Raw genomic sequence first — 25,990 nt, forward strand, 5'->3', positions numbered from 1 at the left:
ATGACTATTATCCAACAAGGAGGGAGACCCCCTCATGAATAATAAAACACAAGCATTTACAGAGGCTCTGCTGGACGGTGATCATGGGGCTGCATTTTCGATCGTCCGTGATGTTAGAAGAGAAAACGGCCGCCTCGCCTTGTTTCAAGATCTTATTACACCTAGCATGTATACAATCGGCTACAAATGGGAGCAAGGGGATATCACGGTAGCGGAGGAACACCTTGCCACTGGGGTGTGTGATTTTGTATTAACCCAGTTGGAATATGAGCTTGTCAGTCAGTCGAAGCAGATAGACGCGGATCCAAAGGCCTTGTTTTTCTCAATGGAGAACGAGAAGCACTACCTTGGATTAAAAATGGTGTCTATTCTGTTCCGGGAACGCGGATGGAATGTTAAATTTCTGCAGTCCGACCTGCCCGTGGAGCTGGCTTTAGAAGAAGCGTCGAGATGGAACCCGTCGGTGATTGGTCTTTCGTTTTCCTTGAGTTACCGGGCTGAGGAGCTCAGCAGGTACCTAGAAGGTTTTCATAAGCAGTCCAACGGGGCAGATATTCTTGTAGGCGGGAGACTCGTTTCGAAATTCGACTTTTCAGCAATTGCAGCAAAAACGACGTTTTTAAAAGATTTACATGAGCTTACGGCGTGGTTTAAGACTACTGAGAGAACTGGACGGGATGAAGCGAATGAACAATCTAATACCACTTCCGTTATTTAAGTTGAATAAGCAGTTAGCCGTACTTGAGATGCATGATCCGTCCCGCTTTTTTTCGAAAAAACCGGCTTATTTTGATGCATTGGCTGATGAAGGCAGCCTTAAAAAGTGCCGCTATTTATTTGAAGCATCGATTGAACGGTCGGAGCTGAACGTAGTGACAGATACAGGCATTCGTTTATTTGAACTTTTTATTTCAAAAATAGAGGAAGGCTGGAGCGTGCTTCTGGTGCCTGCTTCGAACAACTATCTGCAGGTCGCTGACAAACTTGAAAAGCTTCAGAGCAGACTGACAGAAACAAATTTTGAACTTTTCGAAAAGAGTGAGAGTCTGTCGAAAGCAGTTAAACGGTCTAACAAATTGTCCGGTCCTTTTATTGAGCTTACTGAAAATCTTGGTATAGTGCCGCTCTTTGGTGACTTATCATCAGAAAAGCTGGAGGCTATACAGGCAAATGTATTAAGCCGCACTTATCTCGCGCAGCCGGAGCGTCTGTTAATTGATTTTACAGGGGTAGGCATCATTGATCGCTCTTCAGTAGGAAAACTTCGTGACTTTTTGTTGATTTTGGAACAGCTCGGTATTTCGACAGTAGTCATTGGACTGCATCCTGCTCATGCAAGAACAATCCTTCCTTACAGGAGGGAGCTGAATTTCGAAGTCGAGCGTTCAGCTAAAGAAGCGGTGCGTCAATGGCTTCAAGTTGAAGATGGAAAGGAGCTCTCTCAGGATGAAGCAGAATCAAAGTCCATGAATCGTCTCTGATGGAGTTGAGGTCAACTTCAAAGCGGAAAAAGGGTGGAGCACCCTTCCAGGGAATACCGGCTGTATCTTGCTTACGTTCGACGATGGTCCAGGCAGGCAGACAGAAGAGATCGTTTCCATTTTGAATCACTATCATGTGAAGGCACTTTTTTTCTGGCAGGGGCATCTCCTGCATCATAAGCGTCCATTTGATAAGGTACTCCAATCCGGCCACGTAATTGGAACACACGCCCATCATCATATTGATCTGACCAAACAGCACCCTGACCGCGTGCGCTACCAATTACGTACTGGAAAGCGGGAGCTTGAGAACCTGACAGGACAATCTGTCACTTATTTTAGGCCGCCATATGGAAAATTGAACCGAACTGTTCGTGACGCTGCTGAGGAATTAAAGTTGGAAACGATCCTTTGGAACACGTCCTCTTATGATTGGGATCCGCAGATGAACGCAGAGTTGATCGTAGACAGAGCATCAGCAGCAAAACCGAATTCCATCATCCTGCTTCACGAAAAGAAAGTAACCGTTCAAGCGCTGCCGGGTATAATTGAAGCGCTGCGCGCGAACGGCCAGCAGCTGCTCAACAGATCTGACCAGCTCCCTTTTTTCTGACAGACCCGTTCCTTCATGGATCGGGTCTGTTTTGTACGAAAGGCTGCTGTTGCAGTCCAAACGTATATTCGGTTACACTGAAGAAAATCGAGTGTTGACGTCCGTTTTTTTATTACAGAGGAAAGGAACCGTTAAGATGATGTTTCGTAAAAATCTCCAGGATCTGCTCGCTGAGCTGAAGCTGGATCCTCAAGTAGAGTATTGGCATACGATGGAAGAAACAGAAGCGAAGTACAGCTCGTTTCCAGATCAGCTGCCACAGCACCTGATAGATGGGCTGCACCGTCGCGGAGTGACGTCTCTTTACAGTCACCAGCGAACGGCATATGATACTGCTGCCAACAAAGAAAATGTCGTAGCGGTTACGCCGACTGCTTCGGGAAAAACGCTCTGCTATAATTTACCGGTCCTACAGCGTTTCCATATGAATCCGTCGGCGAGAGCGCTCTATATATTCCCGACAAAAGCGCTCGCTCAAGATCAGATGACTGAATTAAACGAACTCGCAGATGAATTGGAAAATGGATTAAACTGCTATACGTATGACGGTGATACACCGGCCGGACTTCGGCAAAAGGTGCGAAAAGCAGGGCATGTCGTCATCACAAATCCGGATATGCTTCACGCTGCGGTGCTGCCTCATCATACAAAGTGGATCTCGTTATTTGAAAATCTTGAAACAATCGTCATTGATGAACTGCATACGTACCGGGGAGTATTCGGTTCACACGTCGCGAACGTGATAAGAAGATTGAAACGAATTTGTGCTTATTACGGTAGCAGTCCGACATTCATCTGTACATCTGCAACAATAGCTAATCCTGTAGAGCTTGCGCAAGAATTGACAGGTTCGCCTTTCCGTCTCGTTGATGACAACGGCGCCCCGCGCGGGAGAAAACATATTATTTTTTATAATCCGCCGATCATACATGAACAGTTTCATATACGGAAGAGCGCTACGAAAGTCGTTAATGATCTGGCGTCAGAATTTTTGAAAAATCAGGTGCAGACAATCGTCTTCGCAAGAAGCAGAGTTCGTGTTGAAATTATTTTGAGCCGCCTCCAGCATTTAATCAAGGACGATCTGTTAAAACAGTCGATCAGAGGATATCGCGGCGGCTATCTTCCAAGTCAGCGAAGGGAAATTGAAAAAGGTCTAAGGAGCGGAGAAACGATAGGGGTTGTTTCAACAAATGCGCTTGAACTAGGTGTGGATATCGGGCAGCTGCAAGTGTGTATTATGACAGGCTATCCGGGATCGATTGCTTCTTCCTGGCAGCAGGCAGGCCGGGCCGGCCGGCGACAGGGAGAGTCGGTTGTAATCATGGTTGCCGGCGCATCCCCGCTCGATCAATATGTGTTCCAAAATCCGGACTATTTTTTTGATCATACGCCCGAGACGGCGCGAATCAATAAGAATAACCTCATCATTCTTTCTGATCATATAAAATGTGCTGCCTATGAGCTGCCGTTTAAAGAAGCGGAAGGATTTGATGATGTTACGCCTGAAGATACCGCTGAATTACTGGACTATTTGACGGAAATGCGCGTTCTCCATCATCGTCATGACACGTGGCATTGGATGAGTGATGCATTTCCGGCTCACGAGATCAGCCTCCGTTCCGCTGCTCAGGAAAACGTTGTAATCATTGACCGTACGAAAAAAGGCACACCGCAAGTAATCGGCGAAATGGATACGTTCAGTGCCATGACGCTTTTGCACGATGAAGCGGTATACCTTCATGAGGGGGTACAGCATCAGGTAGAACTTCTCGATTGGGATGAAAAAAAAGCATACGTCCGGGAAGTGGAAGTCGATTATTTCACTGACGCCAACTTAGCCGTAAAGCTTACCGTCCTCGACATAGATGAGAACAGGGATACCGGAATATGTTCCATGCAGTATGGAGATGTTATGGTAACTGCGATGGCAACAATTTTCAAAAAAATTAAGCTTGATACGTATGAGAATATTGGGTCGGGTCCGATCCATCTGCCGGAGCTTGAGCTTCATACAAACGGTTTTATGCTGGAGTTTGAACCGGAATTTTTCGATGATTTAAACGACGAAGAAATCGAGCAGCTGCTGATAGGATTTTGTCATGCTCTTTCTCACGTTGCAGCCGTTCATGTTATGTGTGATAAACGCGATATACATGCCGTTCCGGAAGTAAAAGCTGTTCACTCAGGAAGACCGGTCGTTTATCTGTATGATAGTTATCCTGGCGGCATCGGTCTTGCTCAGAAGATTTTCCAGCAGGCAGAGCGCGTTCTGTCGAAAACGGCTGATTATGTGGATCACTGTCCCTGCAGTCATGGTTGCCCTGCTTGTACGGGAACACAGGGAATGGAAGACTGGAATGTCAAAAAGCGCCTGGCAGACGTAATGTGGAAGTTGATGGAGGGACTGGAATGAAGCTAAAACATAAGCTGAAGCGTATGAAGAGCGGAATAGAAGACAGATCCGACCAACATCGGACGGTGATACCGGATCAGGAAACGGATTTCTCATCCATCGGATTTTATCCGTTCTATCTGGACGGGGAGGTCTCCTATCGGCGAAAGCGGGAGTATCCGGTATCAGAATCTCTCGTTACTCGCATGAAGACAGTGCACCGCAGATGGCAGGAGCTGCATCACCACGCTCATCCGCTTCGTTTTCACGATCAGCCGGAAAGCCTGCTGTTTTTCGATACTGAAACCACCGGGCTGGCCTCTGGTGCTGGCACAAAAATTTTCTTAATTGGATATGCCCGTCTTGTCGATCACACGCTGGAAGTCACGCAGCATTTGTTGACTGGGCCTGAGCATGAACAGGCCTTTTTAGCAGGTTTTTTAGACGATTTTTCTGCTTCAGATACTATTGTCTCTTATAATGGAAAATCATTTGACTGGCCGCAAGTAAAATCAAGGCATGCTTTTTTACGAGACAGGCTACCATTACTCCCTGAAGCCGGTCATATTGATCTGCTGCATGCTGCAAGAAGGTTTTGGAAAGATCGCCTGCCATCCTGCAGATTATCAATCATCGAAGAACATATTTTACAGCAAAAGCGAACAAACGATACGCCGGGAAGTCTCGCACCACTGCTTTATTTTGATTATTTGGAAAAGGGAGATCCCCTGCAGCTCGCAGGAGTTGTCGACCACCACGATCATGATGTGCGGGTTCTGGCGGAGCTGTATGTGCTTCTCGCTGAAAAAGTGCTCTTTCCTAAAAGAGCTGCCGATGCGAAAGAACTTTCTGTAAGCGCTCGCTGGTGGGATCATTTGAAGCATCCGGAGCAAGCAGCTCCATTCTGGCACAAAGTTCCGGCTATTCATCTGCCTGCTGAAGAACTGCTTCCAAAGGTGAAGCATTTGCAGCGAATGAAGCAGTATGAGGAGGCTTCAGCACTTATTCGAAGCTTTCCAAGTCCTTCAGCCGTGCACTATGAAGAGCTGGCGAAGATCGAAGAAAGACGATTGAAAAATACGAAAGCTGCATACGAAGCGGTGCAAAAAGGCCTTCAGCTGAATCCGGAGCCTGTCATTACTGCAAAACTGTTGAAGCGGCGTCAAAGGATCGAACGCAGCGGTGCATCGTATTAGAAGGGAGCGCGTATGAATCAATCTTTAAATGAACAAACGACGATGATGAGACGATCATTTCCATTCGATTTGCTGTCAGACGAGCAGTTTCAGCGGATAGCAGACAGAACGGTCAGAAGCTCTTTTGAGGTAAATGAATTTCTTTTTCGCGAAGACGAGGAAGAAATTGAAATTCATTTTTTGTTAAGCGGACTTGCGAAAAATATACTACACCGGGAAGACGGGAAAGATATCTCGGTTCGGTTTTATTATCCAGGTGACTTAATTGGTGTCATGATTCTGCTCGCAGGAGGAAGCATGAATTTCTCTGTAAAGGCATTGGAAACGTGTGACACGATTAAAATCAGGCGTGAAGTTCTGCTGGAATTAATGGGAGAAAACGAAACATTTAGTGAAGTCATTTTGTCTAACATTGGAGACAGGATGAAATCACTTTATGATGAAATAAAGAAAGAACGAAGCGCAGGAGACCGGGAAAATATTGGACTTTTCCGCACAAGGGTGAATGCCATCATGGAGCGGCCGCTGACATGCAGACGGGAGCTGGCGCTTGATGAAGCCGCCACACTGCTTGCCTCGCATCATGCGGCAGGGCTGATTGTCACAAACCGCCGCGGCGAAATTGTAGGTGTGTTAACGCAGCAGAGGGTGATTCGCGGGCTGCTCCACGGGGCACGCGAGGAAGAAGTTTCACGCTGGATGGACGACCAGCCGGTTACCATTCAAGAGGATGCCTTTTCTTATGAAGTATTGACTTTCTTTAAGGATGATTATGTCGATATCGTTCCGGTAATGCGGGGAGAGAAACCGGCAGGTATGCTTACAGCAGAATCATTTTTGCAGCTGCAGGATTCACACTATCTGCATTTATCCTATACGCTTCAGCATGCGAAAACCATCCGTGATGCGGCTTCTGTATCACCCAACCATCACCGCTCGTTTATCGAATTTACAGAAGCGCTGCTTGAGGAGCGGACGCACCCGACAGAAGTGGCTGAATTTATTTCCAGCTACAATGACCAAATACATCGGAGAATGATTCAGCTCTGTCTGCAGCAAATGAAAAAAGAAGGGTACGGAAGCCCGCCGGTTGAATTCTGTTTTATCGTTATGGGAAGCCAGGGACGAAAAGAACAAGCATTCAGCAGTGATCAGGATAACGGACTTATCCTGGATAATTACAAACATTTAGATAATTGGCGGGGAGTAGAGGATTACTTTCATCGGTTTGCCGGCAAAGTAAATCAGGCGCTCGTTGAAGCTGGATTTCCTGAATGCCCTGGCGGCATCATGGCCAGAGAACGGCGTTGGTGCAGGGAAATAGATGAGTGGAAGCGCGAAGTTTACCGCTGGGCAAAGGAGAGCGATGCGGAAGAAGTTCGTGATTTTACCATTTTTATCGATTACCGACCGGTGTACGGAGATTTTACGCTTGCAGAATCGCTGCGTGATGAAATTACCGAGCGAATACAAAAGGCAGGCCTGCTTCACGCTTACTTAATGAAGGATACGATCCGCTTTCGAGTTCCTGTAAATACGTTCGGAAGGCTGACGCTTAAAGGCAAACAAAAGACAATCGATTTAAAAAAATCGGCGCTGATGCAGATCGTGAATGGTGTGCGAATCTTTGCAATCCGGTACGGGATTAAAGAGGCGGGAACTTCCGCAAGACTCGATCAGCTGGAAAAACTGGAAGTCTTTCATCCGCGCGACGTAAAGAATGCTCGCTTGGCAATGGATGTGCTGTTGTACCACCGTCTTCGCAGAAATATTTTCCAGCTCAAGCATGACAGACCACTGTCTAATGAATTGTCTCCGATGGAGCTGGAAAAAGAAGATCGGCGCCAGTTGAAGGAAGCGCTCATTGTAGCGAAACGGATGCAGCAGATGAGTGAATTAAGTTTTCAGCGCAGCAGGGGGATTTAGCCATGACATGGTTTCACGCCCTGCGCTCGACCGCAGCTTCCGTCAAGCCGTTTTTAAAACACCGGAACGATTGGGCGCGTGCAAATCCTGAGACAATGCAGGAAGCAAAAAACAGCGTGATCCGCTTTAATCAGGTGCTGCCGGATTTCACGACCACCCCTTCCAGCGCTGATATTGTCGTGTTTGACGTGGAAACTACAGGGTTTTATCCATTTCTTGGAGATGACATCATTTCCATTGGAGCTGTGCCGATCCGCCAGCCAAATCATCAGTTTTATGAACTTGTGCAGACTGCCCGAACAATTCCAAAGTCGATCACGGGGCTAACGGGTATCGATAACGAGCAGATAAAGACAAACGGAATGGTATTCCCGGAAATGCTTATTAAGTTCCTTCGATTCTCGCAGGGAAGTTTTTTATCTGCACATCCAGCAAGCTTTGATGTCCGGTTTTTGCAGGTGCTTTGCAGACGTTGGAGGCTCCCGGTTTTAAGGCCTTATGTACTTGACTCTTTTCATGCAGCCCGGCTGCTTTATCCTGATGCAGATGCCAGTCTCGACGGCCTCATTCAGCACTTTCATATGCCTGTAATCAGGCGTCACCATGCACTTAATGATGCGGTGATTACCGCAGAGGTTCTTGAAAAGCTGCTTGATCAGGCAGAAGTGAAAGGGTGTAATTCCATTGGGACACTCGTGCATGAATCCATGATGAAGAAAAAGAGGCGACGCAGGTAAGTACAGTATTGCTTTTCTGCTTATTATTGGCTAACATATATAGTGGTTAACAAGCAGCAGGGAGAGAAGAGTATGCCGAAAGTATTAGTAGCGATGTTTTTTGCGGTGATTTGTGGCACAGTCGTATTTTTTCAGTAATGCATGAGCTGTTTCGTAGAATTCTGATTCTTCGGAGCAGCTTTTCATTTACTCGCTGTACCAGCTGGAAATGGAGGTAAAGATGGCAGTATCTATGGCAATCAGCGGCTATAAGCCTCACGAAATCGGCGTTTTCAATGAACGTCACGAGCAGCTGCCATTCTTAAAAAAGGCGCTGCGCAGAAAGATAGAAGCTGCAGTAGATGAATACGGCGTGGAATGGGTCGTGATAAGCGGTCAGGCAGGAGTTGAACTCTGGGCAGGCGAAGCCGTCATCGACATGAAGAGAGACGGATTTCATATTCAGCTTGCTGTGCTAGCTCCGTTTCAGCAGCAGGAGGAGCGCTATCAGGAAGCGGTAAAAGAGCTGTATCAGACTGTCTGGCAAGAAAGTGATTATCAGGCCTGGATTACAGAGCGACCTTATGAGTCTCCGGCACAATTAAAACAAAAGAACCAGTTTATTGTAGCGAAGACAGACTTAATGCTGCTTTTATACGACACAGAAAAGCCCGGCACGCCTTCGTTCTATCTTGAAGCAGCAGAGGCAAGACAGGAGCAGGATGGATATCCGGTTATTTATATCACCCCTGACGACATTGAAGATGCTGTTCGGGACGAGCTGGATGACTGGAATTGACAGAAAGCAGGATGTCTGAAAAAATGAGAGTATTACGGTAATGAGGTGACCTATATGGAGCGAAAAAACAAGCTGACTAAAAACGATATTTATGAAAAAGAATTTAAAACCAGCATGAGAGGCTATAATCAGGACGAAGTGGATCAGTTTCTCGATGAAATCATCAAGGACTATGAAGCGTTTGAGACACATATTCAACAGCTGGAGAAAGACCTGGAGGAAGCGAAATATGCCCAGCCGGCTCGAACTGAATCCCGTGTTCAGTCCAAGCCGCAGCCTGCTGCTGGAAATACAAACTACGATATTTTACGCCGGCTTTCCAATCTTGAAAAGCACGTTTTCGGGAGCAAGCTGAACGAATAATGATGGCGGAAGTCTATATCGATGCAGCAACAGCCGGGAATCCTGGACCATCAGGAGCCGGAATTTATATTAAAGCCGGAAAAGAGCACTACCGTTATGCTGTGCCGTTGCCGGTGATGAGCAATCATGAAGCGGAGTTTCATGCGTGTCTGGAAGCAATCAAACGTTGCACGGAGCTTGATGTATCCATTCTTTCGATTCGCTCGGACTCTAAAATCCTGGTCGATTCGCTCGAAAAAAACTATGCAAAGAATCCATCATTTAACTCGCTTTTAAAAGCAATTGATGCCAGCTCCAAACAATTTGACCATGTTTTCGTTAAATGGATTCCTTCAAGTAAAAACGGGGAGGCAGATGCACTGGCCCGAAAAGCGCTTAGAGCGTGATGCAGTATCTATACAGGGGCATTAATTTGTGATATGATTAGTTTCGTTGTTTTCAACGTCCATCTGTGTTCAGGTGATCGCTGTTTCTTAACAGGAACAGAGGAAAGTCCATGCTCGCACAGCCTGAGACGGCTGTAGTGTCCGCGCCTGGCGAAACCATAAGCCAGGGCAGCCTGTTTAAGGCTGACGGCAGAAGGAATGCCTACGTCTGTTTCAGATACGGCAGAAACTTCTTGAAAGTGCCACAGTGACGAAGCTCTTTTGGAAACGAAAGAGGTGGAACGAGGTAAACCCCGCGAGTGAGAAACCCAAAATTTGGTAGGGGCACTTCTGTGAAGGAATCAAACGGATCAGAAGGCGCTGCTTCTGGCAGTGCAGACAGATGATTACCACACCGGTACGAGGGTGACTCCCGTTTGCAGTACGGTGTACAGAACATGGCTTACAGAACACAGATGGTGTCTTTACGGAATGTCAGCCTCCACGTGCATACAGCGTGGAGGCTTTTTTCAAATGATAACTACAGATCGGGAGAGGAAAAGCATGACTACTTACACACTGCTTGCAACGACAACGATGGGATTGGAATCCCTCGCTGCTAAAGAATTAAAGAAGCTTGGTTTTACAGATTTATCGATTGAAAACGGGAGGGTGCGCTTTGAAACAGACGCCCTTGGGATTGCCAGAGCAAATCTTTGGCTGAGAACTGCTGACAGAATCAAGCTCTTAGTAGGCGAATTTGAAGCACGATCCTTTGAAGAACTTTTTGAAAAGACTAAAGCACTGCCGTGGCAGAATTTTATCAGCAAGGATTCTGAATTTCCAGTACTTGGACGTAGTGTCAAATCGGATTTATTCAGCATTTCAGACTGTCAGGCAATCGCGAAAAAAGCCATTGTCGAAAAGCTGAAGCAGGTGTATCCAATCGAGTGGTTTGAGGAAACTGGACCAATGACCCGCGTGGAGGTTGCGCTCCATAAAAATACGGCTCAGCTAACGCTTGATACGAGCGGAGAAGGGTTGAACCGCCGGGGCTACCGGACCCGTCATAACCAGGCACCGCTTAAAGAGACGCTTGCTGCGGCCTTAATTCAACTTGCAAACTGGTATCCGGACATTCCGTTCCATGATCCCTTTACCGGCTCCGGGACTCTTCCAATTGAGGCAGCCATGATCGCTCAAAATATTGCCCCGGGAGTGAACCGAAGCTTTGCCTTCTCTGAATGGGAATGGTATGACGGCGCGCTATATGAGCGGGCGCTCGAAGAAGCAGAAGATTTGGCTGACTACGACGCGAAATTTGAGATTATCGGTTCTGATATCGATCATAAAATGGTCGAACTGGCTCGATACAATGCGACAGAAGCCGGCTTCTTTGACCAGATTTATATCAAACAGATGAGCTTCCGCGACTTTTCACCGAAGAGTGAGAAAGGTGTGCTGATTGGCAACCCTCCGTACGGCGAACGAATGCAGGATCTGCCATACGTTGAGAACCTGTACCGTGAATTGGGTGCAATTATGAGCAAATACCCTTACTGGAGTGCGTATATTCTCGCCACACATGAAAAATTTGAAGAGCTTTATGGAAAAAAAGCGACGAAACGCCGCAAGCTTTACAACGGCAGCTTGAAAACACAATATTACCAATATTGGGGAGAGAGACTGCCTAAATAAGGAGGAATCCGTTTACAACCTTACGGGCTGCCCTTTATAATTGGCGCAGAAGGAGGCTGAGGCCGATGCTGACAGATAAGCGGAACAGACCACTCCGGGATTTGAGAATTTCTGTTACCGATCAATGCAATCTCAGGTGCCGGTATTGTATGCCTAAAGAAATATTTGATGATCATTTTCCATTTCTCGGCCAAGACCAACTCCTGACGTTCGATGAAATTGTGAAAATTGTACATGCATGCCGGACGACTGCTGATTTAAAAAAACTTCGCATCACTGGCGGGGAGCCGCTTTTACGAAAAAATTTGACTCAATTAATTGAGCGGCTGCGGACGGAAACATCAATAGATGATATCGCGATGACGACGAACGGTATTTTGCTCCCCAAAAAAGCACATGCATTAAAAGAGGCCGGTCTATCCCGGGTGTCTGTCAGCCTGGACTCGCTTGATGACAGTCGTTTTCAGGCGATTACAGGCCGTACCCTCAAAGTTGCACACGTGCTTAATGGAATCAATGCCGCCCGGGAAGCGGGTCTGCCAGTTAAACTAAACATGGTAGTAAAAAAAGGAATGAACGAAGAAGACATTCTTCCAATGGTTGAACGATTTAAAGGCACTGGAATAATTGTCCGCTTTATCGAATATATGGACGTTGGAAATGCAAACGGCTGGAAGCTGGATCACGTGCTGTCGAAAGCAGAAATCGTGGATAAAATTCACAATGTTTATCCGCTTGAAGAGGCACCGGCTAACAGCACAGGCGAAACAGCCTCCCGCTTCCGATTTAGAGACGGAAGCGGTGAGATAGGTGTTATTTCGTCGGTATCAGATGCCTTTTGTGCCTCCTGCAACAGAGCAAGACTTACCGCTGATGGACAGTTCATTACCTGTCTATTTGCCTCAAAAGGGCATGATTTGAAAGAACTGCTGAGAAACGGAAGCGAATCAATAGAAGATGCTGTTGCGAAAATTTGGACCGGAAGGCAAGACCAGTATTCTGAAGACCGGCTGAAGCACACAGCATCTCGTAAAAAAGTAGAAATGCACCGAGTCGGCGGATAAGCTGCCTGGAGCGACGAAAAAAACCTTCCAAGAGGAAGGTTTTTTTGTTAGGTTGCTTCATGCCCAGGATAATCCATGCCGCCGCGTCCACTGCGGCGAAAAACTATCTCTCCCATATCGTGATCAAACGATACGTCAACGCCTCTGAAATACCACATATCCTCATCGGTCACAAAAAAATGAATGCCACTCTGGTCGACTTGGATGCCGGGAAGGCTTGGTCTGCCTTTTTCAACTCCCGCAGAGAAACCTCCTGAACCAACGCCGCCGACTCTTGCAAACAGTCTGACGGTTTCACCATCTGCAAGCTGCATCTCTTTTTTGTAGAATTGGGCTGCTTCTTTAGAAACTGTAAAAGTACTCATAGCTTATCACCTGCCTGTATTGTCTCACCCGTTCAGCCAGGAATCAAGCTGTAAGCTGTTTAGTTCAGGTCAAAAAAAGGAATAGAATGACATCCTGTGCCAGTTATACATAGCCGCAGGACCTCCAGGCACAAATAAAGCAGAACAGGGGCTGAACGAATGATCGAATTTAATCAAGTTTCAAAGTCGTTTCCGGATGGGACACAAGCAGTTTCCGGGAGCAGCTTTACTGTGGAAAAAGGGGAATTTTTCGTTTTAATCGGTCCAAGCGGCTGCGGAAAAACAACCACGATGAAAATGATCAACCGGCTGATTGATGCCACAGACGGAACGATATCCATTAACGGCAGTGATATTCGCTCAAAAAATATTCATAAGCTTCGCTGGGAAATCGGATACGTGCTTCAGCAGATTGCACTTTTTCCCCATATGACAATTGCCGAAAACATTGCGATCGTCCCTGAGCTGAAAAGCTGGTCAAAAGACACGATATCCAGCCGGATCGATGACCTGCTGCATATGGTTGGACTTGATCCTGAGACGTATCGTGACCGAATGCCTGCTGAGCTGTCAGGCGGTCAACAGCAGCGGATCGGAGTCGTACGCGCACTGGCTGGCGATCCGGATATTCTCCTCATGGACGAACCGTTCAGTGCGCTTGATCCTATCTCGCGCAGCCAGCTTCAGCAGGATATTGCCAAGCTTCAGCAGGAAATTCAAAAAACGATTGTGTTTGTTACTCATGATATGGAGGAAGCCCTGCAGCTCGGTGACCGGATTGCGGTGATGAGAGAAGGTAAAATCGTTCAGATTGCTTCGCCCGGGGAACTGATCGCCAATCCCGCTGATGAGTTTGTCTCATCCTTCATCGGCAAAAAGACGTCTCCTTGGGATATGGCGCTTGAAGCGATCACCGCTAAACCAGGGGGAGCAGGTCCATCCATCTCAAACCAGAAAACAGTTCGGGAAGCATTTCAGCTGATGCGTTCGAAGCAGGTATCTTCTCTAACGCTCGATCAATTGGATCAGCATGTGACCCTGGAACAGCTGACAAGCTTTGTGCAGCAGTTTACAGACCACGGGAGAGGGGATGACGGAATATGACAGCTATCGAAGCGTTTTTTCAGCTGCTTCAAGACCGCTCCGACCTGCTGACTACCGCCCTATGGCAGCACATTGAAATGTCACTTATCTCTTTGCTTATTGCCGTCTTTATCGCGGTACCGCTCGGGATTTTTCTCGCCATGTACAAAAAAGGGGCAGAGCCTGTTATTGGCACGACGGCGGTTATTCAGACCATACCCAGTCTTGCACTGCTCGGGTTTCTTATTCCGTTTGTCGGAATTGGGACAACGCCGGCGATTATTGCTCTTTCTGCTTATGCCCTGATGCCGATTTTGCGGAACACGTATACGGGCGTAAAAGGGGTAGACCCGGCGCTTGCGGAAGCTGCGAGGGGAATGGGAATGACCTATCAGCAGCAATTGATGAAGGTGCAGCTGCCACTTGCCATGCCTACCATTATGGCAGGGATCCGTACGGGCATGGTGTTGATCGTCGGAACGGCAACACTCGCAGCATTAGTCGGGGCCGGCGGGCTCGGGGATTTAATTATGACAGGGTTGAACAGAAGCAATAATTATTATATTTTGATGGGCGCCATTCCTGCTGCTCTGCTTGCTCTTTTATTTGATGCCGTACTAAGAGTAACGGAGAAGCGTGCAAGCGGGTCATCTATCCGCCCGATATTCGCTGTGGTCGCAGCAGCTATTCTCGTCGTAGCCGTTCCAAACGTCTATCAGGCATTTGATGGGCGCGGAACGCAAGCAGAGCAAATCACGCTAGCTGGAAAATTAGGAGCAGAACCGGAAATCATTATAAACATGTACAAGCTGCTAATCGAGGAAGAAACCGACTATGAAGTGGTGCTTGAAGAAGGATTAGGACAGACGGACATCGTGTTTCAGGCACTTTTAAATGAGGATATTGATGGATACTTTGAATTTACAGGTACTGCCATTACAAATCTGCTGAACGAAGAACCGGTTTCCAACGATGAGGAGGAAGCTTTTGTTCAAGCGAGAGACGGCATGTTCAATGAATACGGGCTCGTCTTCCTGGAGCCAATGGCCTATCAGAACACGTATGCGTTAGCTGTAACAGAGGAACTTCAGGCGGAAACGGGAGTCGAAACAATTTCGGATCTGACCGAATTTGAGGATGAGCTGACAGCAGCATTTACGTTTGAATTTTTTGATCGGGCAACAGACGGCTATCCCGGTATCCAGGAGGCTTATGGTCTGGATATAGCCGACGTTCAGACGATGGATCCAGGTCTTCGATCTGAGGCTCTTGTAGCCGGAGATGTCGATGTTATTGATGCGTATTCAACTGACAGCTACATGATTCGGTACAATCTAGTAGCTTTAGAAGACGATGAGAATGTTTTCCCTCCTTTTAACGGAGCGCCGCTGTTACGAGAGGATGTGCTTCTCGACTACCCGGAGCTGGAACCGATATTAAACCAGCTTGGAGGAATGATTACGGAAGAAGAAATGATGGAGATGAATTACGAGGTTGACGAAAACGATGCGGATGCTCGCGTAGTCGCAGAAAATTATTTGACCGAGGCAGGGTTACTGCCGGCTGATGGTGAATAAGTATAAAGAGAGTAACGAATTTGCCGGTGTCCGGCATATGAAGGGGGAACTCAATATGTTTAAGCACATTCTGCTTGCAGGAGACGGTTCCAAACACGCAATGAGAGCCTGTGAAAAGGCAGCCTACATTGCCTCGCGTATAGAGGGAGCTCATATTACACTCATTCACGTCATAGACGATCTCCCGACTCGAACAGATGTGATGGATGAAGAAATGCGTCCCAGAGATATACCTTCACACCGAAAAAAAAGAATCGAATCAATGGAACATTACTTGCAGGGCAAAGAAGTGCCTTACGATGTCAAGCACATCTTTGGTGAGCCGGGTCCCGCGATCGTTCGAGAAGCGAACGAAGATAAAGCGGATCTTGTTATTATTGGAAGCAGAGGCTTAAATCAGTTTCAGCAGATGGTGCTCGGAAGCGTTTCGCATAAGGTGGCAAAACGGGCAGAATGCCCTGTTATGATTGTTAAATAGGAGGATTATACATGCTGAATCAGGAACAAAAGCGGGAGCTGTTAGAAAAGGCAAAGGTTATTGCCGTAGTTGGACTTTCAGATAAACCGCACAGAACATCTTATCAAGTATCTGAAGCGATGCAAAAAGCAGGCTATAAAATCATTCCTGTTAATCCGACGATAGAGAATGCGCTGGGCGAACGTGCATTGACCTCGATCAAAGAGCTCCCTGCGGATGTCGATTTAGTAAACGTCTTTCGCCGCAGTGAATATTTACCGGAGCTGGCAGACGAATTTTTGCAGACATCTATCCCTGTATTCTGGGCCCAGTTGGGTGTTTTTGATCGTAAAACAGCTGAAAAGCTTGAAGAAAACGGAAAACAAGTTGTCATGGATTCCTGTATAAAAGTTGACCATGCTCTATTGGTCAAAAAGTAATATTGAGAATGTGTGTTCGCAATACCGTTTAACCGTCATATCTGCACCTCTTAATCGATAGATAGACAATCCCAATAATAAGCCTGGAGCGGGTAAAATGTCCTGTTTCAGGTTTTTTCCCGTTTCAGCCACGTAAAAGTGGCTGATAGATCCGCAGAATTTTTCTTGAAAATGCGTACATACGTTTGACAAGTGTTATGCCTTTGCGCTAATAATAGATACAGAGAAAGCCGTGATACGGAATGGAAAGTGTGGTAAAGTAAGACAGGCACAAGGACCTGCAGGAAAGGGGTTACGATCAGTGGCTAAACAGACGTTTGATTATAATGATGAAGCAATACAGGTGTTGGAGGGGCTTGAGGCCGTCAGAAAAAGACCAGGTATGTATATCGGCAGCACCGATCACCGCGGACTTCACCATTTAATATTTGAAATAGTAGATAACTCCGTTGACGAGATATTAGCGGGATATGGAGATAAAATCGAAGTGACGCTTCATAAAGATGATTCTGTGACGATTCAGGATAATGGACGAGGGTATCCAACCGGCATGCATGCCATGGGTAAACCGACTCCGGAAGTGATTTTAACGGTGCTTCATGCCGGCGGGAAATTCGGTCAAGGAGGCTACAAAACGAGCGGAGGTCTCCATGGTGTCGGAGCCTCGGTAGTAAATGCGCTTTCTTCAAAGCTCAAAGTTGTCATTCATCGGGACGGAGCTGTTTACGAACAGACCTTCCATAACGGAGGTAAGCCGGCAGAGACTCTGAGAAAAACAGGAGCGTCTAAAAAAACCGGCACAATCTTAACATTTAAACCGGATGAGGCAATCTTTCAACAGCGCAGTTTTCATTATGATACGGTCGCAGAGCGTCTTCGTGAAGCAGCTTTTCTTTTGAAAGGGATCGAATTGACGCTTCACGATGAGCGAAGCGGTGAAAAAGAGTCGTTTTTATACGAGACCGGTCTTGAAGCATTCGTTGACTATTTAAACGAAGGGAAGGAGACCCTTCACCACGTCGTGTCGATGGAAGGCAAGCAGGATGAAATTGAGGTTGACTTTGCTTTTCAGTATAATGACGCTTACACCGAAAACATTCTTTCATTCGTCAACAATGTGAGAACGAAAGACGGCGGTACACACGAACTCGGTGTTAAGACGGCAGTCACGAGAACGGTTAATGAACATGCGAGAAAACTTGCTCTGTTAAAAGAGAAAGACAAAAACTTGGACGGAAGTGACATTCGCGAAGGATTTACGGGAGTTCTATCGGTCCGCGTGCCGGAGCACCTGCTTCAATTTGAAGGACAGACGAAGAGCAAGCTCGGCACTTCACAGGCACGTACAGCAGTTGATCAGGTAATCACGTCGCGGCTGATGTACTACTTGGAAGAAAATCCGGAATTCAGTAACGCTCTAATACGTAAAGCTGTACGAGCGTCCCAGGCCAGAGAAGCTGCACGAAAAGCACGTGAAGAAGCAAGAAGCGGGAAAAAGAACAAGCGGAAAGATGCTATGCTTTCAGGGAAACTGACTCCGGCACAGAGTAAAAATGCGGCTAAAAATGAACTGTACCTGGTAGAGGGTGATTCTGCCGGAGGCTCGGCCAAGCAGGGACGAGACCGCAAATTTCAAGCCGTCCTGCCTTTACGGGGAAAAGTAATCAACACTGAAAAAGCGAAGCTTGCGGACATCATGAAAAATGAAGAGATCCGCACCATTATTTATGCGGTTGGCGGAGACGTGGGCGCTGATTTTGATGTTACCAGCATTAATTATGACAAAATTGTGATCATGACCGATGCTGATACAGACGGTGCTCATATTCAGGTGCTTCTGCTTACGTTCTTTTACCGGTACATGCGGCCGCTGATCGAACAGGGCAAAGTATATATTGCACTGCCTCCTCTTTATAAGGTTAGCCGAGGTTCCGGCAAAAAAGAGAAAGTTGAATATGCATGGAATGAAGAAGGCCTTCAGGAGGCAATGAAGCTTGTCGGTAAGGGCTATACGGTTCAACGATACAAGGGGCTCGGTGAAATGGATGCGACTCAGCTGTGGGAAACGACGATGGATCCGGATACACGCACGCTCGTGCGTGTGACGCTGGATGACATTGCGCGCGCTGAGAAGCACGTATCGACCTTAATGGGAGATAAAGTCGAACCGCGAAGAAACTGGATTGAAAAACATGTTGCTTTCGGACTCGACGAAGAAAGCAACATTTTGGAAAATGATAGTCTGCATGTAACTGAGGAGGATTAGTTTTGGCTGAGAAAGAGCGATACCTCGACCTTCCGCTTGAGGAAGTACTCGGAGACAGATTTGGTAGATACAGCAAATATATCATTCAGGACAGGGCGCTTCCAGACGCTAGAGACGGACTTAAGCCCGTACAGCGTAGAATTCTATACGCTATGTATGCAGATCGGAATACGTCAGACAAACCTTTTAGAAAGTCTGCAAAAACAGTAGGAAATGTGATTGGTAATTATCATCCACACGGAGATTCTTCTGTGTATGAAGCGATGATCCGTCAGAGCCAGCATTGGAAAATGCGGATGCCGCTCGTGGAAATGCACGGAAATAACGGTTCCGTAGACGGCGATCCTCCTGCTGCTATGCGTTATACAGAAGCCAGAATGGCGAAACTTTCGGAGACGATGTTACATGATATTCACAAACAGACAGTTGATTTCATGCCGAACTTCGATGATTCGCAGGAAGAACCTGTTGTGTTGCCGGCTCCGTTTCCAAATTTAATAGTAAACGGATCTACAGGTATTTCAAGCGGCTATGCGACCGATATTCCGCCGCATAACCTTGGTGAAGTTGTGGATGCTGCAATTATGCTGATTGACCGGCCGGATGCTACCATTGATAAGTTGATGGAAGCGATAAAAGGGCCTGATTTCCCAACAGGCGGGATCATTCAAGGCGTAGAAGGAATTAAACAGGCCTACGAAACAGGTCGCGGGAAAGTAGTTGTGCGAGGCCGGGCTGAGATTGAAGCACTTCGAGGCTCCAGAGAACAAATTGTTATAACAGAAATTCCGTTTGAAATTAATAAAGCATCGCTCGTTAAGAAGATGGATGAGCTTCGCATTGACAAAAAGGTTGAAGGTATTGCGGAAGTGCGGGATGAAACAGACCGCACCGGCATGCGCATCGTCGTTGAATTGAAAAAGGATGCCGATGCAAAAGGTGTCCTGCATTATTTGTATAAAGCGACAGATCTGCAGACGCAGTTCAACTTTAATATGGTGGCGATTGCAGATAAAACGCCAAGGCTTATGAGCTTAAAAACGCTCCTCGAAGCTTATCTTGTTCACCAGAAACACTTTATTGTCCGGAGAACCAATCATGATCTGCAAAAGGCAAAGGAACGTGCACATGTGCTCGAGGGTCTTATCAAGGCAGTTTCTATTCTGGACGAAGTCATTGCAGTCATACGGTCGGCCAACGACAAACAGGATGCCCGCAGCAAGCTTCAGGATGCCTTTAGCTTTTCGGAAGCGCAGTCTGAAGCCATTGTCATGCTTCAGCTTTACAGGTTGACGAATACGGACATCACAACGCTTGAAAAAGAAGCGCAGCAGCTTCGAAAAAATATCACTGCGTGGGAAGCGCTGCTCGATTCAGATAAAAAGCTGTCAGCAGAAATGAAAAAAGAACTGCGCAGCATAAAAAAAGAATTTGACGATGAGCGCCGAACAGACGTAGAGGCTCAAATCGAAGAAATTAAAATTGATATGGAAGTGCTTGTGCCTCCTGAAGATGTGCAAATCTCTGTAACGAAAGAGGGTTATTTAAAGCGGTCAAGCATACGCAGCTTTTCGGCCTCTAACGGAGAACCACCGTCAATGAAAGAATCAGACAGACTGCTTTTCAGCGGAGAAGTAAATACACAGGATACGTTGCTTTTGTTCACAAAAGGCGGCTCATATGCCTATCTTCCTGTTCACAAGCTTCCTGAAATGAAATGGAAAGACGCTGGCCAGCATTTGGCTAACGTTATTACTATCGACAGCCAGGACAGTATTGTAGCCGTGAGTGTGGTAAAGCAAATTAAAGAAGCAACAGGTTTTTATACGTTTGTTACGAAGAACGGTCTTATTAAGCGAACTCCAGTAAAAGAGTATGAAGCACAGCGTCATTCTAAGTCGCTGATGGCTGTTAAAGTAAAAAAAGACGATGAGCTTGTTCAGGTTTTAGAGACAGATGGGAGTACCGCTGTTACCATTGTGACACATCAGGGCTACAGCCTGTCCTTTCCTGAAAATGAAGTAAATCCAACTGGACAGCGTACAAGCGGAATGAAGGCGATCAATCTAAAAGAAGACGATACCGTTGCAGGGGTGAGCTCAAGTGACGGCAGCAGCTCATTGCTGATTGTGACAAGCCGCGGTGCTGTCAAACGAATGGCTTGGTCAGTATTAGAAACCGGCTCGAGGGCTTCCCGAGGTGTGCGAGTCTTAAAGGAATTGAAAAAGAATCCACACAGGGTTGTGTATACTGCATCAGTCAACGGAACGGAAACGATAGTGATCCAGACAAAAGACGGAGCAGTCGTAGAGCACGACGTAGGCAAAATAAGAACGAGCGATCGCTATACCAATGGAAGTTTCATTGTAGATGTGGGCGCAAACAATGGCATTAACGACGTCTGGATATATCAAAAGTAGACCGGATAGGGGGAGGCAATGCAAGCTGCCTTCCCGTTCTATCCATTGCGGATAAATTTGTTACTGCATAATAGTATACAGTAATATACCACTGTAAATATTTCTGAAAATATTAAAAAATCAATAAAGGGGAGGTTGAAATATGCCGTTTGGATACAGTGTTCATTTACAGAAAAAAGGGTACAAAACGATTACAATTGATGAGCATGTACGCTATTTAACTTATTTTTTCGCTTTCATCGATGCCAAATATAAGCGAAAAAAAGAGTTAGTAGAGATAACTCCGGCTGATATTAAAGACTTTTTACGCTCCAGAACTGACAGCAAGCCTCAGACGATTAATAAAATCATCAGTATAATGAAACGTTTCTTTGATTACGCATGGCATGAAGGAAAAGTAGCCGTTGATCCTGCACAAAAAATTGCTTATGTACCAATAGAAAAAAACTATCAAGACATTTTAACCTATGATCAGCTTTTAACAATGGAGGCTGCTTACTTAGCATCTGAGGAACCGTTAAAGCGGAAATGCATATGTATCCTTACAGCAGCTGGATTAAGACCTGATGAATTTGCGATCAAGATGAATGAGATCATTGCTGAAACAGATAAAGTTAAGATATACGTCAGCAAGCCGTCACATGAACGAATTTTAACATTCGCAAATGAACGGGCTGACACATTGAACAAGTTTATAGAAACAAGACAAAGCTTTATATATTTATTGTCATCAACGGACCGCAGCGGCAAAGAGAAACCATTGCAGCGCATGACGCTTACAATAAACCTCCGAAAAATATCTGAGTACTTTCAAATGGAAACTCCGTTAACCACGAATGCTGTCCGAAAAGCGAAAGCACATTATTTACTTGAAATGATGACATATGAAGATGCGGCAGATGAACTTGGAATTGATAAAATCAGTTTAATGAAGCTGACAGCTGATTAAAATTTTATTCTGTCTCAATTTCTTAAGTATTCTTTAGTTCTGATACAAGATTTCAATTATTCCTTATTGGTTCGCATAATTTATATTATGTAAACTAGAATTAGATTTATAAGAGAGGGCAGTTTTGATCCCGCCCTCTCTGCTTTACTTTTCGTAAAATGCTTCGGGAATAGCTCCGAACGTGCGCTGATGATACAATAATGGCTTTTTGCCGGAATCTGCCGCTTCTTCTACTTTGCCGATTAATATCGTGTGATCACCAGCATCAATAGTTTGAAATACGCTGCATTCCAGCAGTCCGCTGTATCCAGCTATAACAGGCAGATCTCTGGATGATGTTTCCCAGTTTATCTGACTGAACCGGTCGGTACCTTTCGTTGCGAACAGCATACATACATCACCTTGATCAGCTGCTAAGGTGTGAACCGCGAAGCCTTTTTGATGAACAAACTCATCGTGTGTCGATACATTTTTATCGATCGCCCATGAAATAAGCATCGGATCCATTGACACAGATGTAAATGAATTAACCGTAAGTCCTATTGGTTCTTTTTCAGCAGTTGTTGCAGTGACGACCGTTACGCCGGTCGGATAATTTCCCATAATACTTCTAAATGTTGTCTGGTCTGCCATGATTGTCACTCCATTTCCGTCTCAATTTCTTTTTACCTACGTTTATACTTTATCATGATCCTTCATCGATTGCGAAGATCACGCAAGAGTGTTATACCATCTGGTGATCGTTCGCTGTTCAGCAGCAGGATCGTGTCTCGTCCGGGCTGTTTTTAAAGCGGCTGCTGAAAGTGCCTCATAAATATCTCTGTCCTGCAGGCTGATCAATGACCGTATGAATGACGGCTGATCCTGAAATACAAATCCATTATATCCGTGCCGAATGACGCCTTTATTGCCATCGATATCAGAAACTAAAGCAGGTCGCCCCGCTGCCATTGCCTCCAAAAGTGCAGAAGACTGCCCTTCACTTAGAGAGTAATTAATGACAGCATGATGAGATTCGTACAATTCCTTCATATCCGACTGATCAACCGGCGGCATAACGGTCAGCCAGTCGAATTCGGCTTCCAGTTGATCAAGTTTGGTCTTTTCGTCTGTTTCCAATACTGGCCCTACTACTGTAAGAGTAAGCTCGTGTATCACCTCTCTTGCTTCTGCAACAGCTGTAACTGCTTCAGGGATTTGTTTGATACGTCTGATTCCCGCCGGGATCAATAAGTTAAACGGCGGAGGTGCTGACGCTGAGGATACGTCCACATAAGGGACCGATTGAGGCAGCACTTCTGTCTTGGCTTGAAACTCTTTAGGGATTTTCTGTTTCATATACTCGTCAAATACATGAATAAGCGATGCCCGCTGCAACACTTCTTTTACAATGAAGCGCCGGTCAGGATCGTTCAAATCGTTGTTAATATCCGTTCCCGTGATCGTAATAATGAAAGGGGTATCTATCGGAAGTGCTTGCAGGACCGGGTAAAATTTATATGCGTGAAATCCATGAACAAGCGCTGGCGCTTTGCTTTCTTTCTTGTCTATTTCCTCAGTGCTGTCCAGCTTCGTCACGCTGAAACCCGCTGATGCAGCAGCTTTTCCGATACGGTCTGCTGTTACTTTGTTCCCCCGCTGTACGTTGAGATGTGGAGCGGCGATCCATAACTGTCGTTTCAACTCGTCATTCCTCCATGCGAAAGACGCTGCAGTATATGCAGCGTCAGGCTAATTTACTATAAGGGACGTCTTCCCTCGTATCCATCCTTCGGATAATGATAAAAAGCAATCCGGTCTTCGCCCTCTTTCCAGCAGAGCAAAATTTCTTTTTTCCCTTTAAACGACGGGAAATCTACGAGACCTGGTTCAATTCCCTTCAGCTGCGCTCCGCTGTTTTGAATATTTGATACGTGGAGCTGTGCCTGCATTTCAATAAACTCAAGCTGACATTCCAATTTAAACAAATAGCCGGTTTGAGTCGTGACGTGCTCCGTTTTATTATCTTTTATCGAATGATACACGTTCCATTTCTCATCAAACTCATCCTGAATCGATTTAAGCTGTTCGATTTCGCGCTTTATCATAGGAATTAGTCTGTTTGCCTGTTCGACGGTAAAATATTTTTTAGCCATTCCGGCACCTCCTGGTGTTTATATCCCGTCATACATCATACGTCCTGCATAGTGACCAGTCAGGAAAACGAGTACAGCGCCGACTACTGCCAGCAGGGCGAGCCCCCACCGAATATACGTGCTATCTTTGATAATATTGAATGCAATCCCGATATTAAGAATAATATAGGCAATCAGCGAGTACAGTGCGTACTGTTGATGAAGTCCTAAAAATTCTCCGACGGAATCACCGTAAATCTGGATAGCCGTTCCGACAGCAGCTTCACCGGACTGGTAGGAAATAATGCCACCAATTGTCCCGATAGTTACCACCCAGAGAGCTGCCCGGTCGTAAAACCACGGACGCCAGAGTGACAGCAGGACAAACAGGGTGCCCACGACCCATAACGCTACTGGAACATGTACAATAGCAGGATGTAATGGTTCAGGAATAATATACAAAACAACCACCTCTTAAACGTTGTGTTTAATCATTGTTCATGTTTTGTATATTCCCTATCTTGTGAGAAATAAAACATAATCAGGAAGCTTGTTTCCGCTGATGACGCCACATCATCCATTTAAAACGTATTTTGCATCCAATACAGTATCCACATAATGCAGCAGTTGATGCAGCTGTTACCATTAAAGCCGCGATCATCGCCCATACAGGGAGCCCCGCTGCGTACAAGATAGCAGACAAGCTAAGGAGGGTCAGCGCAATCGATTGATTGAACAGCATCTGAGCCTTTTCTTCCTCCGCCCATCTTTTTCTGGCACCGGCAATCTTCATAACCGGTTTAGCCAGCGGATTCCAGCGGAGCAGAACGATCGAGGCTGCCGGCAGTAATGCCGCAGCCAAATAGTAAGGATGGATAACGGCGCCTGCAAACGAACCAGCTGCAATGACTGCCTGCGTTGCTCGAACCACCGGCAGCGGGATGCCTTTCGACTGTTTCGTCATGAGATCACACCGTACTGTTTGAACGCCTGTACAATACCATCTTCATCATTAGTGCCGGTAATAAAATCAGCATGCTCTTTCACTTCATCCTGGGCATTTCCCATTGCAATTCCTGCTCCGGCACGCTGAATCATTTTAATATCATTTAAACTGTCCCCGCACGCCATTACTTGAGCTATGTCCAAATTCTTGCGTTTTAAAACCTGTTCAATCGCATTTGCTTTATGAACACCTGCTGCATTTACTTCTATATTTAACGGATGAGAGTTGCTGATCTCCAATCCATCGTAGCGGTTTAACTCCTTTAAGATCGCTTCACGAACCTGAAAATCATCAAGATCATAGCCGAATTTAAGCCATTCTTCAGAGCCAATGTTTTCAGGCATTTCGCGCTTCCACACCTTTGACGTAGACGCCGCCCAATGCCTCGCATTATACGTTTGCTTCAACTCCCACATCACTTCAACAAGATCTGTTTTTAATGGTCTTCGGTCGACAAGCTCAGGTCCGGGAAACAGCCAGATCTCACTGCCGTTGCCTGTAATGATGTATTCATTCAGACCGAGTGATTTTGCATGATCCTCTGCTGCCGGCAGCGACCGGCCAGTGGCGATCATAACGTCAACGCCTTTTCGCGATGCCTCAACTATCGCAGACCTGGTTTTTTCTGATACGTGATCCTGACTGTTCAACAAGGTGCCATCCATATCGAGAACGGCAAGTTTAATCTCGGTCATAT

26 protein-coding genes and 1 other RNA gene are annotated in these 25,990 nt (G+C 46.1%); 20 read left to right on the forward strand and 7 right to left on the reverse strand.

Annotation, left to right across the window (positions count from 1 at the left end; genetic code table 11):
* Nucleotides 1-34: 34 nt before the first annotated feature.
* The 13 genes from ACSZLD_RS03525 (at nucleotide 35) to moaA (ending at nucleotide 12,616) form a co-directional block, all read left to right on the forward strand.
* A complete protein-coding gene (locus ACSZLD_RS03525) occupies nucleotides 35-718 on the forward strand; it encodes a cobalamin B12-binding domain-containing protein (RefSeq protein WP_377908338.1) in 684 nt (227 codons plus the stop codon).
* On the forward strand, nucleotides 687-1,481 hold the full coding sequence (locus tag ACSZLD_RS03530; protein ID WP_444684232.1) for an STAS domain-containing protein: 795 nt from the start codon (nucleotides 687-689) through the stop codon (nucleotides 1,479-1,481). The genes ACSZLD_RS03525 and ACSZLD_RS03530 overlap by 32 nt, the downstream gene beginning before the upstream one ends.
* A gap of 64 nt (nucleotides 1,482-1,545) precedes the next feature.
* Nucleotides 1,546-2,094 (forward strand): polysaccharide deacetylase family protein, encoded by a 549-nt coding sequence (locus tag ACSZLD_RS03535; protein WP_444684304.1) that lies wholly within the window; start codon nucleotides 1,546-1,548, stop codon nucleotides 2,092-2,094.
* A gap of 136 nt (nucleotides 2,095-2,230) precedes the next feature.
* On the forward strand, nucleotides 2,231-4,510 hold the full coding sequence (locus ACSZLD_RS03540; RefSeq protein WP_444684233.1) for a DEAD/DEAH box helicase: 2,280 nt from the start codon (nucleotides 2,231-2,233) through the stop codon (nucleotides 4,508-4,510).
* The gene (locus tag ACSZLD_RS03545) at nucleotides 4,507-5,685 is read left to right on the forward strand and encodes a ribonuclease H-like domain-containing protein (protein ID WP_444684234.1); all 1,179 of its coding nucleotides are present in this window, start codon (nucleotides 4,507-4,509) and stop codon (nucleotides 5,683-5,685) included. Before ACSZLD_RS03540 ends, ACSZLD_RS03545 begins: the two co-directional genes overlap by 4 nt.
* Before the next feature lie 12 nt (nucleotides 5,686-5,697).
* Nucleotides 5,698-7,611 carry a DUF294 nucleotidyltransferase-like domain-containing protein gene (locus ACSZLD_RS03550; protein ID WP_444684235.1) on the forward strand — a complete coding sequence of 638 codons (1,914 nt, stop codon included), beginning with the start codon at nucleotides 5,698-5,700 and terminating at the stop codon, nucleotides 7,609-7,611.
* 2 nt (nucleotides 7,612-7,613) lie between these two features.
* On the forward strand, nucleotides 7,614-8,348 hold the full coding sequence (locus tag ACSZLD_RS03555) for a 3'-5' exonuclease (RefSeq protein ID WP_444684236.1): 735 nt from the start codon (nucleotides 7,614-7,616) through the stop codon (nucleotides 8,346-8,348).
* 220 nt (nucleotides 8,349-8,568) lie between these two features.
* Complete coding sequence (locus ACSZLD_RS03560) at nucleotides 8,569-9,126, forward strand: SLOG family protein (RefSeq protein ID WP_444684237.1); 558 nt, start codon at nucleotides 8,569-8,571, stop codon at nucleotides 9,124-9,126.
* Nucleotides 9,127-9,180: 54 nt separating this feature from the next.
* Nucleotides 9,181-9,489 carry a cell division regulator GpsB gene (gpsB, locus tag ACSZLD_RS03565; protein ID WP_377908347.1) on the forward strand — a complete coding sequence of 103 codons (309 nt, stop codon included), beginning with the start codon at nucleotides 9,181-9,183 and terminating at the stop codon, nucleotides 9,487-9,489.
* Nucleotides 9,490-9,491: 2 nt separating this feature from the next.
* Nucleotides 9,492-9,875, forward strand: coding sequence for a reverse transcriptase-like protein (locus tag ACSZLD_RS03570; protein WP_377908348.1), 384 nt, complete (start codon nucleotides 9,492-9,494; stop codon nucleotides 9,873-9,875).
* A 65-nt stretch (nucleotides 9,876-9,940) separates the two neighbouring features.
* Nucleotides 9,941-10,325, forward strand: an RNA gene (gene rnpB, locus ACSZLD_RS03575) — RNase P RNA component class B.
* Nucleotides 10,326-10,418: 93 nt separating this feature from the next.
* A complete protein-coding gene (locus ACSZLD_RS03580) occupies nucleotides 10,419-11,552 on the forward strand; it encodes a THUMP domain-containing class I SAM-dependent RNA methyltransferase (RefSeq protein ID WP_444684238.1) in 1,134 nt (377 codons plus the stop codon).
* A gap of 65 nt (nucleotides 11,553-11,617) precedes the next feature.
* Nucleotides 11,618-12,616, forward strand: a complete 999-nt coding sequence (moaA, locus tag ACSZLD_RS03585; RefSeq protein WP_444684239.1) for a GTP 3',8-cyclase MoaA — start codon at nucleotides 11,618-11,620, stop codon at nucleotides 12,614-12,616.
* Nucleotides 12,617-12,663: 47 nt separating this feature from the next.
* On the opposite strand, the gene ACSZLD_RS03590 is transcribed toward moaA, so the two are convergent.
* On the reverse strand, nucleotides 12,664-12,981 hold the full coding sequence (locus tag ACSZLD_RS03590) for a hypothetical protein (protein WP_444684240.1): 318 nt from the start codon (nucleotides 12,979-12,981) through the stop codon (nucleotides 12,664-12,666).
* A 159-nt stretch (nucleotides 12,982-13,140) separates the two neighbouring features.
* Here ACSZLD_RS03590 and ACSZLD_RS03595 point away from each other — a divergent pair, with 159 nt between their 5' ends.
* From ACSZLD_RS03595 to ACSZLD_RS03625, 7 genes are all read left to right on the forward strand, one after another.
* Nucleotides 13,141-14,085 carry an ABC transporter ATP-binding protein gene (locus tag ACSZLD_RS03595; RefSeq protein WP_444684241.1) on the forward strand — a complete coding sequence of 315 codons (945 nt, stop codon included), beginning with the start codon at nucleotides 13,141-13,143 and terminating at the stop codon, nucleotides 14,083-14,085.
* The gene (locus ACSZLD_RS03600) at nucleotides 14,082-15,641 is read left to right on the forward strand and encodes an ABC transporter permease/substrate-binding protein (RefSeq protein ID WP_444684242.1); all 1,560 of its coding nucleotides are present in this window, start codon (nucleotides 14,082-14,084) and stop codon (nucleotides 15,639-15,641) included. Before ACSZLD_RS03595 ends, ACSZLD_RS03600 begins: the two co-directional genes overlap by 4 nt.
* Nucleotides 15,642-15,696: 55 nt before the next feature.
* A complete protein-coding gene (locus ACSZLD_RS03605) occupies nucleotides 15,697-16,119 on the forward strand; it encodes a universal stress protein (protein WP_444684243.1) in 423 nt (140 codons plus the stop codon).
* An 11-nt stretch (nucleotides 16,120-16,130) separates the two neighbouring features.
* Nucleotides 16,131-16,538: a CoA-binding protein gene (locus ACSZLD_RS03610; protein ID WP_377908359.1), complete on the forward strand. Its 408-nt coding sequence runs from the start codon at nucleotides 16,131-16,133 to the stop codon at nucleotides 16,536-16,538.
* A gap of 301 nt (nucleotides 16,539-16,839) precedes the next feature.
* Entirely contained in the window at nucleotides 16,840-18,804 is a 1,965-nt protein-coding gene (gene parE, locus ACSZLD_RS03615) for a DNA topoisomerase IV subunit B (RefSeq protein WP_444684244.1), read from the forward strand.
* Between the two features lie 2 nt (nucleotides 18,805-18,806).
* A complete protein-coding gene (gene parC, locus ACSZLD_RS03620) occupies nucleotides 18,807-21,224 on the forward strand; it encodes a DNA topoisomerase IV subunit A (RefSeq protein WP_444684245.1) in 2,418 nt (805 codons plus the stop codon).
* A 142-nt stretch (nucleotides 21,225-21,366) separates the two neighbouring features.
* Nucleotides 21,367-22,173, forward strand: coding sequence for a tyrosine-type recombinase/integrase (locus tag ACSZLD_RS03625; RefSeq protein ID WP_444684246.1), 807 nt, complete (start codon nucleotides 21,367-21,369; stop codon nucleotides 22,171-22,173).
* A gap of 144 nt (nucleotides 22,174-22,317) precedes the next feature.
* On the opposite strand, the gene ACSZLD_RS03630 is transcribed toward ACSZLD_RS03625, so the two are convergent.
* From ACSZLD_RS03630 to ACSZLD_RS03655, 6 genes are all read right to left on the reverse strand, one after another.
* A complete protein-coding gene (locus ACSZLD_RS03630; protein WP_377908367.1) occupies nucleotides 22,318-22,806 on the reverse strand; it encodes a flavin reductase family protein in 489 nt (162 codons plus the stop codon).
* 78 nt (nucleotides 22,807-22,884) lie between these two features.
* Nucleotides 22,885-23,856: a glycosyltransferase family 4 protein gene (locus tag ACSZLD_RS03635; protein WP_444684247.1), complete on the reverse strand. Its 972-nt coding sequence runs from the start codon at nucleotides 23,854-23,856 to the stop codon at nucleotides 22,885-22,887.
* A gap of 56 nt (nucleotides 23,857-23,912) precedes the next feature.
* Nucleotides 23,913-24,308 carry a DUF2203 domain-containing protein gene (locus ACSZLD_RS03640; RefSeq protein ID WP_377908371.1) on the reverse strand — a complete coding sequence of 132 codons (396 nt, stop codon included), beginning with the start codon at nucleotides 24,306-24,308 and terminating at the stop codon, nucleotides 23,913-23,915.
* Between the two features lie 18 nt (nucleotides 24,309-24,326).
* Nucleotides 24,327-24,749 (reverse strand): DUF2231 domain-containing protein, encoded by a 423-nt coding sequence (locus ACSZLD_RS03645; protein WP_377908373.1) that lies wholly within the window; start codon nucleotides 24,747-24,749, stop codon nucleotides 24,327-24,329.
* A gap of 79 nt (nucleotides 24,750-24,828) precedes the next feature.
* Entirely contained in the window at nucleotides 24,829-25,251 is a 423-nt protein-coding gene (locus ACSZLD_RS03650; RefSeq protein ID WP_444684248.1) for a DUF4395 family protein, read from the reverse strand.
* The gene (locus ACSZLD_RS03655) at nucleotides 25,248-25,988 is read right to left on the reverse strand and encodes a Cof-type HAD-IIB family hydrolase (RefSeq protein WP_444684249.1); all 741 of its coding nucleotides are present in this window, start codon (nucleotides 25,986-25,988) and stop codon (nucleotides 25,248-25,250) included. Before ACSZLD_RS03655 ends, ACSZLD_RS03650 begins: the two co-directional genes overlap by 4 nt.
* Nucleotides 25,989-25,990: the final 2 nt, after the last annotated feature.

This window comes from Alkalicoccus luteus, assembly GCF_052061695.1.
In the GTDB taxonomy this organism is placed as follows: Bacteria; Bacillota; Bacilli; order Bacillales; family Salisediminibacteriaceae; genus Alkalicoccus; species Alkalicoccus luteus.